The sequence below is a fragment of the Ensifer sp. GW823-FHT05D09 genome (assembly GCF_058795755.1).
The window spans coordinates 199,331-213,209 of the sequence record NZ_JBXAIA010000001.1 but is presented as its reverse complement, the minus strand read 5'-3'; the positions used below and the strand labels follow the sequence as shown (position 1 = coordinate 213,209).

Annotated in this window: 14 protein-coding genes; 3 read left to right on the top strand and 11 right to left on the bottom strand. The window is 62.4% G+C overall.

Annotation, left to right across the window (positions count from 1 at the left end; all coding sequences use genetic code 11):
- Positions 1-80 precede the first annotated feature (80 nt).
- From pheT to infC, 10 genes are all read right to left on the bottom strand, one after another.
- Positions 81-2,507: a phenylalanine--tRNA ligase subunit beta gene (gene pheT / locus AC1Q80_RS01050; protein WP_492359399.1), complete on the bottom strand. Its 2,427-nt coding sequence runs from the start codon at positions 2,505-2,507 to the stop codon at positions 81-83.
- A 29-nt stretch (positions 2,508-2,536) separates the two neighbouring features.
- Positions 2,537-3,619 (bottom strand): phenylalanine--tRNA ligase subunit alpha, encoded by a 1,083-nt coding sequence (gene pheS / locus AC1Q80_RS01045; RefSeq protein ID WP_173418689.1) that lies wholly within the window; start codon positions 3,617-3,619, stop codon positions 2,537-2,539.
- Between the two features lie 317 nt (positions 3,620-3,936).
- Positions 3,937-4,764 carry a BUD32 family EKC/KEOPS complex subunit gene (locus tag AC1Q80_RS01040; RefSeq protein WP_173418688.1) on the bottom strand — a complete coding sequence of 276 codons (828 nt, stop codon included), beginning with the start codon at positions 4,762-4,764 and terminating at the stop codon, positions 3,937-3,939.
- Between the two features lie 91 nt (positions 4,765-4,855).
- Positions 4,856-5,260: a 50S ribosomal protein L20 gene (rplT, locus tag AC1Q80_RS01035; RefSeq protein WP_025425551.1), complete on the bottom strand. Its 405-nt coding sequence runs from the start codon at positions 5,258-5,260 to the stop codon at positions 4,856-4,858.
- Between the two features lie 39 nt (positions 5,261-5,299).
- Positions 5,300-5,503: a 50S ribosomal protein L35 gene (rpmI, locus tag AC1Q80_RS01030; protein ID WP_025425550.1), complete on the bottom strand. Its 204-nt coding sequence runs from the start codon at positions 5,501-5,503 to the stop codon at positions 5,300-5,302.
- A gap of 171 nt (positions 5,504-5,674) precedes the next feature.
- Positions 5,675-7,042, bottom strand: a complete 1,368-nt coding sequence (locus AC1Q80_RS01025; protein ID WP_492359398.1) for a sensor histidine kinase — start codon at positions 7,040-7,042, stop codon at positions 5,675-5,677.
- Positions 7,039-7,704, bottom strand: coding sequence for a response regulator transcription factor (locus AC1Q80_RS01020; RefSeq protein WP_173418686.1), 666 nt, complete (start codon positions 7,702-7,704; stop codon positions 7,039-7,041). Before AC1Q80_RS01020 ends, AC1Q80_RS01025 begins: the two co-directional genes overlap by 4 nt.
- Positions 7,705-7,711: 7 nt before the next feature.
- Positions 7,712-8,443, bottom strand: coding sequence for a PepSY domain-containing protein (locus tag AC1Q80_RS01015; protein ID WP_492359397.1), 732 nt, complete (start codon positions 8,441-8,443; stop codon positions 7,712-7,714).
- Between the two features lie 133 nt (positions 8,444-8,576).
- Positions 8,577-9,161 (bottom strand): hypothetical protein, encoded by a 585-nt coding sequence (locus tag AC1Q80_RS01010; RefSeq protein ID WP_173418685.1) that lies wholly within the window; start codon positions 9,159-9,161, stop codon positions 8,577-8,579.
- 216 nt (positions 9,162-9,377) lie between these two features.
- On the bottom strand, positions 9,378-9,914 hold the full coding sequence (gene infC, locus AC1Q80_RS01005; protein ID WP_077503129.1) for a translation initiation factor IF-3: 537 nt from the start codon (positions 9,912-9,914) through the stop codon (positions 9,378-9,380).
- A gap of 218 nt (positions 9,915-10,132) precedes the next feature.
- On the opposite strand from infC, the gene AC1Q80_RS01000 reads away from it, so the two are divergent.
- Together AC1Q80_RS01000 and AC1Q80_RS00995 are read left to right on the top strand one after the other, a co-directional pair.
- Entirely contained in the window at positions 10,133-10,942 is an 810-nt protein-coding gene (locus AC1Q80_RS01000; protein WP_173418684.1) for an alpha/beta hydrolase, read from the top strand.
- A 286-nt stretch (positions 10,943-11,228) separates the two neighbouring features.
- Positions 11,229-11,849, top strand: coding sequence for a transglutaminase-like cysteine peptidase (locus tag AC1Q80_RS00995; protein WP_173418683.1), 621 nt, complete (start codon positions 11,229-11,231; stop codon positions 11,847-11,849).
- 70 nt (positions 11,850-11,919) lie between these two features.
- Here the strand turns inward: AC1Q80_RS00995 and mbfA are convergent, their stop codons facing one another.
- The gene (mbfA, locus tag AC1Q80_RS00990) at positions 11,920-12,903 is read right to left on the bottom strand and encodes an iron exporter MbfA (RefSeq protein WP_173418682.1); all 984 of its coding nucleotides are present in this window, start codon (positions 12,901-12,903) and stop codon (positions 11,920-11,922) included.
- 164 nt (positions 12,904-13,067) lie between these two features.
- Here mbfA and AC1Q80_RS00985 point away from each other — a divergent pair, with 164 nt between their 5' ends.
- Positions 13,068-13,877 carry a C40 family peptidase gene (locus AC1Q80_RS00985; protein ID WP_209788121.1) on the top strand — a complete coding sequence of 270 codons (810 nt, stop codon included), beginning with the start codon at positions 13,068-13,070 and terminating at the stop codon, positions 13,875-13,877.
- The last annotated feature ends 2 nt before the right edge of the window (positions 13,878-13,879 follow it).

Sequence of the window (13,879 nt, the reverse complement as noted above, 5' to 3'; positions counted from 1 at the left end):
GATGCGGCGATCGACCCACGCCGCATACAAAAGGCCGCTGCGAGCAGCGGCCTTTGCTGTGATTATGACTTGAACGGCCTTCAGGCGCGCAACACGCCGCCGGTCGTCTTGGTAACGTTGGCGACGATCTTGGCCGTCAAGGCTTCGAAATCCTCGTCGGTCAGCGTGCGCTCGATCGGCTGGATCGTCACTTCGATGGCGATCGACTTCTTGCCCTCGCCGAGCGATGCCCCCTCGAACACGTCGAAGACGCTGACGCCGGCGACCAGCTTGCGATCGGCGCCGGAGGCCGCGCGCAGGATCGCGCCTGCCTCTACGCCCTTGTCGACGACGAAGGCGAAGTCGCGCTTGACGGCCTGCAGCGAAGAAAGATCGAGGGCCGGCTTGGTGCGGGTCGCCTTCTTCTTCGGTTCCGGCATGGCGTCGACATAGATCTCGAAGCCGCAGAGCGCGCCGGAAACGTCGAGCGCCTCGAGCGTCTTCGGATGGAATTCGCCGAAGGAGCCGAGCACAATCTTCGGGCCGAGCTTGATCGTGCCGGAGCGGCCGGGGTGATACCAGGCCGGACCACCGGCTTCGAACTGGACATTGCCCATCGGCACGCCGCAGGCTTCGAGCACCGCGATCGCGTCAGCCTTGGCGTCGAAGACGTCAACCGGCTTGCCGCCACCCTTTGCCGCATTCGACCAGAGACGACCGGCGCCGGTGAGCGATGCGGTGCCGCGGCGCACGCCGCCGGCAACGCGGCGCTGCTGGTCCGGGCCGTCACCCTCGTAGGTGCCGGAGACTTCGAAGAGCGCGACGTCGCCAAAACCCTTGTCGGCGTTGCGCTGGGCCGCCGACAGCAGGCCCGGCAACAGCGATGGGCGCATGTCGGACATATCAGCGGCAATCGGGTTGGCAAGCTTGAGCGCCAGCGAACCGCCGCCGAAGAGCCTCGCCTGATCCTCAGAAATGAACGACCAGGTGACGGCCTCCAGCATGCCGCGGCTTGCAAGCGCGCGCTTGGCAAGGCGGGTGCGGATCTGCAGCGTCGTCAGGATCTTGCCGTTGACGGTGCCATGGCTTGGCAGGGGTGCGGCGACGATGTTGTCGACGCCGTGGATGCGCATCACCTCTTCGACGAGATCGGCCTTGCCGTCGACGTCAGGACGCCACGACGGCACCGAGACCTTGACGCGCTCGCCCGAACCCTCGACGCCGAAGCCGAGCTTCGTCAGGATCGCGACGCTCTCCTCGGACGACACCTCAAGGCCGGTCAGGCGCTTGACCTCGGACATCGGAAAGTCGACGATCTTCGCGGTGTAGCCCGCATAGCCGACGACTTCGGCCTTGGCCGGCTTGCCGCCGCAAAGCTCGACGACCAGTTCGGTGGTGCGCTCAAGACCGGGCACCATGTATTCCGGGTCGACGCCACGCTCGAAGCGGTAGCGCGCATCGGTGATGATGCCGAGCGTGCGGCCTGATTTGGCGATGTTCATCGGATCCCACAGCGCCGACTCGATCAGGACGTCGGTGGTGTTCTCATCGCAGCCGGAGTGTTCGCCGCCCATGATGCCGCCGATCGACTCGATGCCCTTTTCGTCTGAGATGACGACGTTGTTCGGGCCGAGCTTGTATTCGCGCTGGTCGAGCGCAAGCACGGTTTCGCCGTCCCTGGCGCGGCGGACCGTCAGGTTACCCTCAACCTTTGCGGCGTCGAAGACGTGCATTGGCCGACCCTGATCGAAGGTCATGTAGTTGGTGATATCGACCAGCGCGTTGATCGGACGAAGTCCGATCGACAGCAGTCGCTGCTGCATCCACTTCGGAGACGGTCCGTTCTTGACGCCGCGCACCAGGCGCAAGCCGAAGCCGGGGCAAAGATGACGGTCGTCGCCAAGGTCGATCGTCAGCTTGGTCGTCGTTTCACCTTCGACCGCAAAGGATGGCGTCGCACGGCTCTTCAAACGGCCGAGGCCGGAAGCTGCGAGGTCGCGGGCGATGCCGTAGACGCTGGTGCAGTCCGGACGGTTCGGCGTCAGGTTGATCTCGATCATCGGATCGTCAAGGCCGGCGTAAGTCGCATAGCTCGTGCCGACGGGCGCATCGTCCGGAAGGTCGATGATGCCGTTGTGGTCGTCGGAGATTTCAAGCTCCTTTTCCGAGCACATCATGCCGTGGCTTTCGACACCGCGAATGTTACCGACGGAGAGCGTGACGTCGATGCCCGGAACGTATGTGCCGGCGGCCGCGAAGGCGCCGACGAGGCCGGCGCGCGCGTTGGGTGCGCCGCAGACGACCTGGATCGGAGCGCCCGAGCCGGTGTCGACCTTCAGCACCCTCAGCTTGTCGGCATTCGGATGCTGCTCGGCGGAAACGACCTTGGCGATGACGAATGGCTTGAAGGCGGCCTTGTCGTCGACGTCCTCGACCTCGAGCCCGATCATCGTCAGGCGCGCGCAGATCTCTTCCAGCGAAGCTTCGGTTTCAAGGTGGTCCTTGAGCCAGGAAAGCGTGAATTTCATGATTTCACCTGTGTCCTAATTTTGCGCGATCAGGCCGAAAGGCCGCCAAACAACGTCGGCATGTCGAGCGGGCGGAAGCCGTAATGGTTCATCCAGCGGACGTCGGCGTTGAAGAAGTCACGCAGGTCCGGCATGCCGTATTTCAGCATGGCGATGCGATCGAGGCCCATGCCCCAGGCAAAACCCTGGTACTCGTCCGGATCGAGACCGCCGGAGCGCAGCACGTTCGGGTGCACCATGCCGCAGCCGAGGATTTCCATCCAGTCGGTGCCCTCGCCGAACTTGACGATCGGGCCGGAGCGGTCGCACTGGATGTCCACTTCGAAGGACGGTTCGGTGAACGGGAAGAACGACGGGCGGAAGCGCATCGTCACCTGGTCGACCTCGAAGAAGGCCTTGCAGAACTCTTCCAGCACCCAGCGCATGTTGGCGACGTTTGCCGACTTGTCGACAACAAGGCCTTCGACCTGATGGAACATCGGCGAGTGGGTGGCGTCGGAATCCTGGCGATAGGTCTTGCCGGGGATGATGATGCGGATCGGCGGGTCCTGCGCCTCCATCGTGCGGATCTGCACCGGCGAGGTGTGCGTGCGCAGCACCTTGCGCTCGCCCTTCTCGTCTTCATTGAAGAAGAAGGTGTCGTGCATCTCGCGGGCCGGGTGGCCTTCGGGGAAGTTCAGCGCCGTGAAGTTGTAATAGTCGGTCTCGATATCCGGACCTTCGGCGATCGAGAAGCCCATGTCGCCGAAGATCGCGGTGATCTCGTCGACGATCTGGCTGATCGGATGGATGCGGCCGCGCTCGGCCGGTGACGAGCGCACCGGCAGGCTGATATCGACGGTTTCGCGGGCAAGGCGCTCGGCAATCGCCTGGTCCTTCAGCGCCGACTTGCGGGCGGTGATCGCGTCTGCAACCGTGGTCTTCAGCGCATTGATCTGGGCGCCGCGCGTCTGGCGTTCTTCCGGCGTCATCGTCCCGAGCGTCTTCAGGAGCTCGGAGATCGAGCCCTTCTTGCCGAGCGCGCCAACGCGCACCGCTTCGATCGATCCTTCGTCGCCGGCGGCATCGATGTCCGCCAGCAGTGTCCGTTCCAGTGTTTCCAGTTCGCTCATTCTGTCCTGCCTCGATGCGGGAATGGGTTCGGTTCTAATACCAAGTCTCGATGATAGAAACCTATAGGACAGGCTCGATCGGGTTTTCTGGCCAGGAGAGGTACGCGGAGCGATGCTGATGCATCGGTCAAGGACCTTGACGCCGCCAGAAAGCCCGAGAAGCCTGCCGAAGGTGGTCCATGGTTGACCTCCGGCGTCGTTGCGGTGCTTGCCCGATGCGTCAGCATCGCGCTGCGCACCGCGCCTAGCCAGAGGTCAGCCATGGTCCATCCTATAGGTTCCTATCATCGAGACTTGGTATCAATCGGTTGTTGTCTTCAGGATTGTGATTGCGTCGCGCCTGCCAGGTAGTCCGTGGCCGCCACAAAGCGCACGAGATCCTGGCCGTTCTGGATACGCAGGAGGAAGCGCGCCAGCGGAAGCAGTCGCGTGAAAAATGGCATGATCTGCGAGAGAGCGACGGCTGTCTCGGCCGGAGCGGCAAGTTTCCAGGCGGCAAAGGCCCGATCCGGCGTTTCGGCCTTCAGCGCGCGGCTTGCGATCTGCAGGAACAACAGCCAGACGTCGCGCGCCTGAGCGGTGGCAAGCGGCATGACCGCCGCTGGCTCCTCCTCGAAATCGAGGAAGCAGAACTCGCCGTCGTCGATGATGAAATCGCGGGGATGCGGGCGGCCATGGCAAAGCCCTGCAGCATGCAGACGGCCGAGCTCGGCGGCGCAGCGCACCAGGAGCGCGTCGTGCCCGTCGGCATCCGTGTCGCGCAATGCGCCCATTTGTTTGCTGACTGGAAGGCCCAGATGAGAAAGCACCAGCGCCGTCGTGCCGCGATAGAGGATTTGCGGCGTCTTGAAGCCGGCGGCGGAGAAAGCGTTGATCTGCCGGACCTCGCGGTCGAGCATGCCCTGCGGATCGAGAATGGGCGCCGGGCGAAGAATGGTAACGCCGGTCAGACGCGAGGCAAGCCACTGCAGGCGTTGGCCGATACGGGCACCGAGGCGCTGGTAACGCTTGATCCAGACCGCACGTTTCTTGAGCTGGCAGTGCTCGACACGGGACGATCCGCCGGCAAGTGCTGCCAGCAGAGCCGCCATGTCGTCGTCGTCAAGCTGCGGAACCGCAAGCGGCCCTCTTCGATCGTCGTGCACTTTCGTCTCGCAAAATAAGAAAAACCCGCGCTAGCCCTGCCAGCGCGGGTTTCCCAACAAAATTCAAGAACGGTTTTGGGAAAACGCTGGCTTAACGAACAGCGCTTTCAAACTCGTTGGTCGTACCGGCTTCCTTGAGGTAGGCAAGCGCCTTCTTGGAAGCTTCGACGAGGGCGCCGAATGCTGCCGGCTCATGGATAGCCATGTCGGACAGAACCTTGCGGTCGACTTCGATGCCAGCCTTGTTCAGGCCGTCGATGAAGCGGCCGTAGGTCAGGCCGAATTCGCGGACGGCAGCGTTGATGCGCTGGATCCAGAGAGCGCGGAAGTTGCGCTTGTTGACCTTGCGGTCGCGGTAAGCGAACTGCTTGGAACGATCAACCGCAGCCTTTGCAGCGCGGATGGTGTTCTTGCGGCGGCCGTAGAAGCCCTTGGCTGCCTTGAGTGTCTTCTTGTGCTTGGCGTGAGCGGTTACGCCGCGTTTTACACGTGCCATGTCATGATCTCCTTAACGTGTCCAAAATGCCTGAAAGTCTTAGAGACCGTTGGGCAGGTAGTTCTTGATGACCTTCTTGCCATCGGGCTCCGCGAGAACCATGGTTCCACGTGCGTCGCGGATGAACTTGTTGGAACGCTTGATCATGCCGTGGCGCTTGCCAGCAGCAGCTGCACGAACCTTGCCGGTAGCGGTGATCTTGAACCGCTTCTTGGCAGACGATTTCGTCTTCATCTTGGGCATTTTGCTACTCCATTTTCTTAAGAATTCGAAACGGACAGACGAGGTCCATTTCCAGCGTTAAGAACGGCCACGGCATGCCCTGCCGGACCGTTCGGACGGGGGCTTATACCCGGACATCCCCAAAAGCGCAACTGCGGAATCGAAGAAGCGCTGCAGAAGCGACAGGCCGCATCAAACCGGATCGCGCGGACGCTTGCGCCGGCCCACCGTTTCAAAGGTCAGGACCGCCTCCAGCCCGCCGAGCGGCGACTGCCCGAGCGTCAGCGTCGCGCCATAGGCATCGGCGATATCCGCGCTGATGGCAAGGCCGAGCCCGGTGCCGGGCACCTGGCCAGCCTCGCCATCCAAGACGCGGCCGCCCCGCTGCATCACCCTCTCGCGATCGCCGTCGGCGATGCCGGGTCCGTCGTCGCCGACGACGATGTGCAATCGATCGTCGTTGCGCGCGGCAGAAACGCGGATGCGCGAGCGCGCCCATTTGGCGGCATTGTCGAGCAGGTTGCCAAGGCATTCCGCCAGATCGGCCGGATCCATATCGAGAGACAGGCCAGGATCGATCGTCACGTCCCAGGCTATGCCACGCTCGGCGGTGACCGGCCGCAACACGCTGACGAGCTTGCCCGCCATGCTGGCGACCGATGTGGTCGCCATACGCTCGACGCCCATGCGGGCGGCCTGCAGTTGCCGGTCGGCACGTTGGCGCACCAGATCGACCTGCTGCAAGGCCAGCCGGCGTTCGTTGTCGGGCAGGCTTTCGGCAAGCTGGGCAAGCACGGTCAACGGCGTCTTCAGGCCATGGGCGAGATCGCTGGCGCGAGCGCGGGCGCGCTCGACGGCCTGCTCGCGCTCGGCCAGCAGCAGGTTGATCTCGTTGACAACGGGTCCGACCTCGCTGGGGCCGGCCGAACCGAAGTCCTTTTCACCGCCGGCACGCACGAGCGCTGCCCGCTCACGCAGTTTTCGCAGCGGCGCCAGACCGAGTGCGCCCTGCAGGAAGGCTGCGCCGGCAAGCACGGCGGCGGTCGCAAGCAGCATCAGCCGCATCCGCCCGTGAAATGACTCGAGCGCATCGTCGAGCTCCTGGCGACCAAATCCGGCCTGAACGGAAAAGCGTTCGGCGTCGGGGCCATCGCCGAGAGCCAGCGTCTGGGTATGAACAAGCATCGGCGCGCCGTCAGGACCTTCGAGTTCCACAAAGTCTTTGTAATGACCGGCGGAGGGGGTCTTGGTATCGATGACGGTATCCCAAAGGGAACGAGATCGGATCGGCGTGCCCGCTTTCGGCGTGAGCTGCCAGTAACGACCGCCGGCCGGCAGCGAAAAGCGTGGATCCGCCGGCTCGCGCGGCAGAGCGAGTTCGCCGTCCCTGACGACCACCTGGGCGGCAATCGTATCGACGGTTGTGATCATTTCCGCGCGATAGCGGCCGACGACATAATCGGTAAAAAGGCGAGAAAGCGAGAACCAGACCACCAGCAGCACCACGCCGACGGCAATCAGCGCGCCGATCGCCAGTCGCAGCCGAAGCGAACGGATCATCTGCCGTCGTCCGGCAGCAGGTAACCGAAGCCGCGCCGGGTCTCGATCGCCGAACTCTCGGTCTTCTTGCGCAGCCGCGCAATCATCGCCTCGACAGCATTCTTGGCCGCGTCGTCCTCTCGACCCTGCACGTGACTTGCCAGTTCGAGCTGCGTCAAAACCTGGCCCTTGCGCTCCATGAACAGCGCGATCATGCGGTACTCGAGCGGGCTCAACTCCAGAACCTGACCGTCGAACGTGACCCGGCGCGTCGTTTCATCAAGGGTGAAGCGTCCGGCGGAGCGCACGGATTGCAGTCGCGGACCGGCGCGTCTGAGCAGCGCGCGCAACCTCGCAACCAGTTCTTCGGCCCGAAACGGCTTCGGCAGGTAGTCGTCGGCCCCGGCGTCGAAACCGTCGACCCGCTCCATCCAGGAGCCGCGCGCCGTCAGCACCAGCACCGGCGTTTCCAGCCCTGCCTTGCGCCAGCGCTTGAGGATCGACAGGCCGTCCATGCCCGGCAGGCCCAGATCGAGAATGATCGCGGCATAGGTGCCGTTTTCACCCTGCTCCCACACGTCGGGACCGTTGGCCAGCGTATCGACGCCGTAACCTTCGGCCTCCAGCTTCGTCACCACATGGGTGGCGATGTTGCGATCGTCCTCCGCCAGAAGAATGCGCATTCTGTCCTCAGAATCCGAATATGTTCATGAATTTTCCCGTGCGCGCATTGATACGCAGATTTCGGATGGTGCCCTGCCGGTCGCGCGTGCGCAGCCGGTAGACTTCGCCATTGTTTCTCAGATCCACAGCGATGACTGCGCCGTATTTGTCCTCGTCGACGAGCCGCAGCACATCTTTCAACGCCAGGATGCGCCCCTTCTCGACGCCGTCGCGAGCCCGTTCCTGATCGCTGCGCCGGCCGCGGCCGGAGTTGTCGTCATCGTCATCGTCATCGTGACCGCCGCCAGGCCCGCTGTTGTCGTCGTCATCGCCGCCGCCGCGACCGCTGCGGTCGTCGTCGGAATCATCGCCGCCGTGGCCGCTGGACCCGCTCGACCCGCTACCGCCGCTGCTGCCACTGCTGCCGCTGCCGCTGCCGCTGCTGTCGTCATCATCGCGACCGTCCTTGGCAAAGGCGGAAATGCCTGCCACCTGCGGCGCAAGCGACAGCAGCAACGAGCAGCAGGCCATCGCAATCAGATTTCGTCGCGTCATCGGCATGGTTTCGTCCAGTTCCACATTTTCAAACCTTTGCGAAAAACGCCGCGTCCTTCGCGACATCGTCCGGCGGCCCGCATTCCGAAGGCGCATTCCCCCAATGCGCTTGTAAAATCCCCTCGCTCGTCTGGCCTCAGACTGATCCCCTGCGCTGCCGAGCGCAAGAGGCCAGATGCGTGGGCAAGACATGGAAAAGCGCATGACCCCCTGCGTCGGTTCCGGCGCAGGGGGTCATGCGTTCCTTGGGCCAATCCGCTGGGCGGGCGTTAAGCGGAAGGAGCCCATCATTCCGGTGCACTACGGGGGCGGATGCACCGGACATTCGTTGTTCAGATCAGCGAGCCGAAGCCGGCACGATCGAAACGCTGGTAATGGGACCCGGATTGCGGCGGGCATCGCCACCATGCGGCTTGACCGTCACCACGCGCTGACCGTGTTCGAACTCGACTTCCACCTCAAGCGCACGGCCGAGATTGTCGACTGCAACCAATGAGCCGTCGCGCAGTCCGCGCAGGCTGTCCTCGGAAACGCTGAGTGTGACTTCGTCACGGTCATTGCGGTCATTGTCGCGATCATCGTCCGCATCATCGTCATTGGCATTGTCATGGCCGTGGCGACCGCGATGATCGTTGTCATCATCGTTGTCGTTGTCGTTGTCATCATGATCGCTGCCGCGGCCGCTGTTGCCGCCGTGATCGTCCCGATCGTCGTGGCTGCGATCTTCGCTGCTGCGGTCATCGCCGCCACGATCATCACTGCCGCCACGACCGCTGTTGTCGTCGTCGCCGCTGGCAAGTGCGGACATGGCAAATGGATGCGCCGGACCGGTGGCCACCAGCGAGAACCCGACAGGCGCCGAGACGAGGCCGCAAACGCCCATGGTGGACACAAGCAAAGCTTTTCGAAGCGTGACGTACATGATTTTCGTCCTTCTCCTGAATTCGATGACGCCAGATTGCCATGCCGCCGCTGACAGCTCGCTGAGGCCGGTTGTCAGCATTCTGTCAGCGAGGCGCAGAGAATGACGCCACTGGAGATCGTTTGGGACATCGGGATGCGCTCAAACGCAAAAAGCCGCCCCAAGGGCGGCTTCCTACCTGATACGGTGCTCGGACGATGCGTCCGACAGCGGCGGTCAACGCGGAGCGAGGACCATCATCATCTGGCGGCCTTCGAGCTTCGGCTCGGCTTCGACCTTGGCGATCGTCTGGGTGTCGTCCTTGACCTGAAGCAGGAGCTTCATGCCGAGTTCCTGGTGCGCCATTTCGCGACCGCGGAACTTCAGGGTCACCTTGACCTTGTCGCCTTCTTCGAAGAAACGATTCATCGCCCGCATCTTCACTTCATAGTCATGCGTGTCGATGTTGGGACGCATCTTGATCTCTTTGATCTCGACGATCTTCTGCTTCTTGCGCGCTTCGGCCGCCTTCTTCTGGTTGGCGTATTTCAGCTTGCCGAGATCGAGGATCTTGCACACCGGCGGTTCGGAGTTCGGTGCGATCTCAACCAGATCAAGACCGGCCTCTTCCGCCATGCGGAGCGCCTGGTCGATCGGGACGGCACCGATATTCTGGCCTTCGGCATCGATAAGCTGAACCCGGGGTACCCGGATTTCCTTGTTTGAGCGCGGTCCCTCCTTGACGGGGGCGTCCGTTTTGAACGGTCTGCGAATGGTCGTACTCTCCTCGAGCTGTTTCCGAAATGCGGTTCAATTAATAGTCGGCGCGGCCTTGGCCGAAATGCTTCAATCTGCCGCCGACGGCAATGTGTGAATTGCGACGCGAGAGTCAATAGCATGGCTTGCAGGGAAAATCACCACCTGTCGAAGCCAAGACGAATCTGTTTTAGAAAGAAATTCGCCGCCAATCCGGGCATTTGGAGAGAATTGCGATGCAAACGACGACAGCCGAAACCGAAACGACCTTCATCGAGGTTGGCAAGGATGCCGCCCGTCGCCGCATCGCCATGCGGATTCTGCGTGCGCAAAAGCCTTCCGAAAGGCCGGCTCTCGTGTGGCTCGGCGGTTACCGCTCCGACATGACGGGCACGAAGGCCGTCGCGGTGGAACACCTGGCGAGAGACCGCGCAACCGACTGCATCCGCTTCGACTATTCCGGCCATGGCGCCTCCGGCGGCGCCTTTAAGGACGGAACGATCTCGCGTTGGCTGGAAGAGAGCCTTGCCGTGGTCGAACACGCGGCGCCCAAGCAACGCCTGATCCTGATCGGCTCGTCGATGGGCGGCTGGATCGCCCTCAGGCTGATCCAGGAACTGCGCCTGCGCGGAATGGGCGAGCGTGTCGCCGGGCTGGTGCTGATCGCCCCCGCCCCCGACTTTACCGCCGACCTCATCGAACCGAACCTGACCGAGACAGAGCAGCGCTCGCTTGAAGAGCGCGGCTATTTCGAGGAACGGTCCGAATACAGCCCCGAGCCCAACATCTATACGCGCGCCCTGATCGAGGATGGCCGCGACAACCGCGTGCTCGTCGGCACGATCACCACCGGCTGCCCGGTTCACATCCTCCAGGGCATGCGCGACCCCGACGTCCCCCACACGCACGCGCTGAAACTGATGGAGCATCTGCCCGCAGACGACGTCGTCATGACGCTGATCCGCGACGGCGACCATCGTCTTTCGCGCGAGGAAGACATTGCTAAAATGAAGCAGGCAATCGGCAACATGCTGCCTTCGGTTTAAGCCGCAAGGACGGCGCGCGACACCCCTTCTACCCCCGATTTTCGGCTCCATGCGCTGCAGATCCCTTGCGGTGCAGGGCTTTGCGCTGCTTTCCGGCAACGACTTTAACCATAAAGTCCAATGCCCGAATCAGTAGATTGACTCTCCGACCCCAACGCTATTAACTCTTTATTAACGATTAGAGCAGCGTGAGGCGGAAGACCTAAACAAGCTGCCCGCAACTCAGGATTGCGCGAATACGTCCGAACATGAGAGTTCGGCATACCGCGTTACGCAGGGGACATGAATGGCGTCTTGGACTGGAGTTAAGGGAAGTATCGCGGCGTTTTGCGCACTTTTCATTTCAGCGAACACGGCAATTCCCGCACAGGCGGGATCCACTCCTTGGATGCAGACTGGCTCGGTTACGTCGCAGCCGATCGGACATTACGAGTTCTGCCAGAAGCACAAGGGCGAATGCAACGTCAAGTCGAAGGCGACCGTGGCACCGCGCGTCACCGAACGCGGCTGGGCGACGATCCGTCAGGTCAACGCCCAGGTGAACCGGGAGATCACACCGGTCACCGATCAGGAGCTCTTCGGCAGGGATGAAGTCTGGGCTTACCCGCAGGACGCCGGCGATTGCGAGGACTTTGTCCTCGAAAAGCGCAAGCGCCTGATGCGCAAGGGCTTTTCCGCAGGCGAGCTGCTGATTACCGTCGTTCGCAAACCCGACGGCGAAGGCCACGCGGTTCTGACGGTGCGCACTGCCCAGGGCGACTTCGTGCTCGACAATCTCGAAAACGGCGTGAAGCTCTGGACCCAGACGCCCTACCGCTATCTCAAGCGCCAGGCTTCGTTCAACAGCGGTCGCTGGGTGACCATCGACAACGGCGCGGAACTGGTCGTCGGCTCGGTCGGCAACTGATAGCGCAGCAATAGAGTTTCATGAAAGGGCCGGTCGAACCGGCCCTTCTTCGTTTCAAACGTACGCCTGATCAGGCATTGCCGATCAGGATGCCCGCGGCCAGCACCAGCCCGCCGCCCAGCACAACCTGGAATGCGGCGCGCAGAAACGGCGTTTCCATATAGCGGTTCTGAATGAACGCGATCGCCCAAAGCTCGAAGAAGACAACGACTGCCGCCGTGATGGTCGCCGTCCAGAAATGCGGAATGAGGTAGGGCAGCGCGTGCCCGAGACCACCGAGCGCCGTCATGATGCCCGAAGCAAGGCCGCGCTTGATCGGCGAACCGCGTCCGGAGAGCTTGCCATCGTCATGGGCCGCTTCAGTGAAGCCCATGGAAATCCCCGCACCGACGGAGGCGGACAGGCCGACGAGAAAGGTCTGCCAGGTATCCTGAGTGGCAAAAGCCGCCGCGAAGATCGGCGCCAGCGTCGATACCGAGCCGTCCATCAGCCCCGCCAGCCCCGGCTGAACGTAAGTCAGGATGAACTGCCGGCGGGCGGTCTGATCCTCCTCCTCGCGCACATCGTTCGGCGTGTGCTTTTCGCCCAGCCTTCGGGCAAGCGATTCATGCGATTTTTCCGCGATGGCGAGATCGCCCAGCAGCTTGCGTGTCGCCGCATCCTGGGTGCGCGCTGCCGCTTCGACATAGAAACGGTGCGCCGTCTCCTCCATCGCCTCGGCTTCCGCGCGCGCCTTTTCGATCGGCATTTCTCCGATCAGCCAGTCGGGCTTGCGATCGGGAAAGTCGCGAACATGCTCGCGGCGGATAAGCGGTATGCGGTTGCCGAAACGCTGCACATGCATGTCGATCAGCCATTGCCGATGATGGCTCTCTTCCTCGGCCATCTCCTCGAACACTTTTGCCGAGTGCGGATATTTTTCTCTGAGCGCATCGGCGTAGGCGAGATAGATGCGGCCATCATCCTCCTCGGAGGAAATCGCCAGCGCCAGGATTTCCTGTTCGTTGAGGGAGAGAAACGGACGTTTGGAGCGGGAGAAGAGACGGGAGAACATCGACGAAAAACCCTCTTTAGAATTATTCTAAAATAGAAACCCCGAGAATGTGCGTCAAGGCCAAAGCCATGCAATCACGCGACAATCACTCGACAGAGTGTCGCGGCTCGGCCACCATATACGTGCATGCGAATCCCTCTCCCGTCGCTGGAGCAATCGCCTCCATGAAGACCATCTACCCGCTTTCCGAAAGCAAGGATACGTTTCTGGACCGGCTTGGCGCCCGCATGGCCGCCAGGCTGCAGACGCAGACGCTTGGCTATGAACCCTACACGCCATCCGACCAGGAAACGCTGGCACGCACGCTGCGCCCGGGCGACGTCCTGTTGATCGAGGGCAACCAGAAGGTTTCCGCTGCGATCAAGTATCTGACCCAGTCGACCTGGTCGCACGCGGCGTTTTTTGCCGGCGACCAGATGCCGTTGACGCTGGACCAGGCAACCCTGCCGATCATCGAAAGGCCACAGCTGATCGAAGTGAACATCGGCGAAGGCTGTGTCGCCGTGCCTTTGAAGAAATATGCGTCGTTCAACACCCGCATCTGCCGACCGGTGGCGCTGACGCCCGACGACCGGTCGGCGCTGGTCGGCTTCATGATCTCCCGGCTCGGCATGAAGTACGACCTGAAGAACATTCTCGACATGCTGCGCTATTTCATGCCGGCACCGCCGGTGCCGGTGCGCTGGCGACGACGCCTGCTGGCGCTCGGCTCCGGCGATCCGACGCGGGCGATCTGCTCGACGCTGATTGCCGAAGCCTTCGAGCAGATACGATACCCGATCTTGCCGGAGGTTACGCGCGCACCAGGGCGGGCATCGGCAACCTCCACCTATTCACGCGAAGAAATCCTGCATATCCGCCATTACTCGCTCTACACGCCGCGCGACTTCGACCTCTCGCCGTTCTTCTCGATCGTCAAGCCGACCCTCGAATTCGGCTTCGACTACAAGCGACTGCGCTGGAACGGAGACTGACC

Excerpts from the sequence above, each read along its gene's own strand:
- pheT (WP_492359399.1), bottom strand. The coding sequence starts at position 2,507 with ATGAAATTCACGCTTTCCTGGCTCAAGGACCACCTTGAAACCGAAGCT.
- pheS (WP_173418689.1), bottom strand. The coding sequence starts at position 3,619 with ATGAGCGAACTGGAAACACTGGAACGGACACTGCTGGCGGACATCGAT.
- rplT (WP_025425551.1), bottom strand. The coding sequence starts at position 5,260 with ATGGCACGTGTAAAACGCGGCGTAACCGCTCACGCCAAGCACAAGAAG.
- rpmI (WP_025425550.1), bottom strand. The coding sequence starts at position 5,503 with ATGCCCAAGATGAAGACGAAATCGTCTGCCAAGAAGCGGTTCAAGATC.
- AC1Q80_RS01025 (WP_492359398.1), bottom strand. The coding sequence starts at position 7,042 with ATGATCCGTTCGCTTCGGCTGCGACTGGCGATCGGCGCGCTGATTGCC.
- AC1Q80_RS01020 (WP_173418686.1), bottom strand. The coding sequence starts at position 7,704 with ATGCGCATTCTTCTGGCGGAGGACGATCGCAACATCGCCACCCATGTG.
- AC1Q80_RS01015 (WP_492359397.1), bottom strand. The coding sequence starts at position 8,443 with ATGCGCTTTTCCATGTCTTGCCCACGCATCTGGCCTCTTGCGCTCGGC.
- AC1Q80_RS01010 (WP_173418685.1), bottom strand. The coding sequence starts at position 9,161 with ATGTACGTCACGCTTCGAAAAGCTTTGCTTGTGTCCACCATGGGCGTT.
- AC1Q80_RS01000 (WP_173418684.1), top strand. The coding sequence starts at position 10,133 with ATGCAAACGACGACAGCCGAAACCGAAACGACCTTCATCGAGGTTGGC.
- AC1Q80_RS00995 (WP_173418683.1), top strand. The coding sequence starts at position 11,229 with ATGGCGTCTTGGACTGGAGTTAAGGGAAGTATCGCGGCGTTTTGCGCA.
- mbfA (WP_173418682.1), bottom strand. The coding sequence starts at position 12,903 with ATGTTCTCCCGTCTCTTCTCCCGCTCCAAACGTCCGTTTCTCTCCCTC.
- AC1Q80_RS00985 (WP_209788121.1), top strand. The coding sequence starts at position 13,068 with ATGAAGACCATCTACCCGCTTTCCGAAAGCAAGGATACGTTTCTGGAC.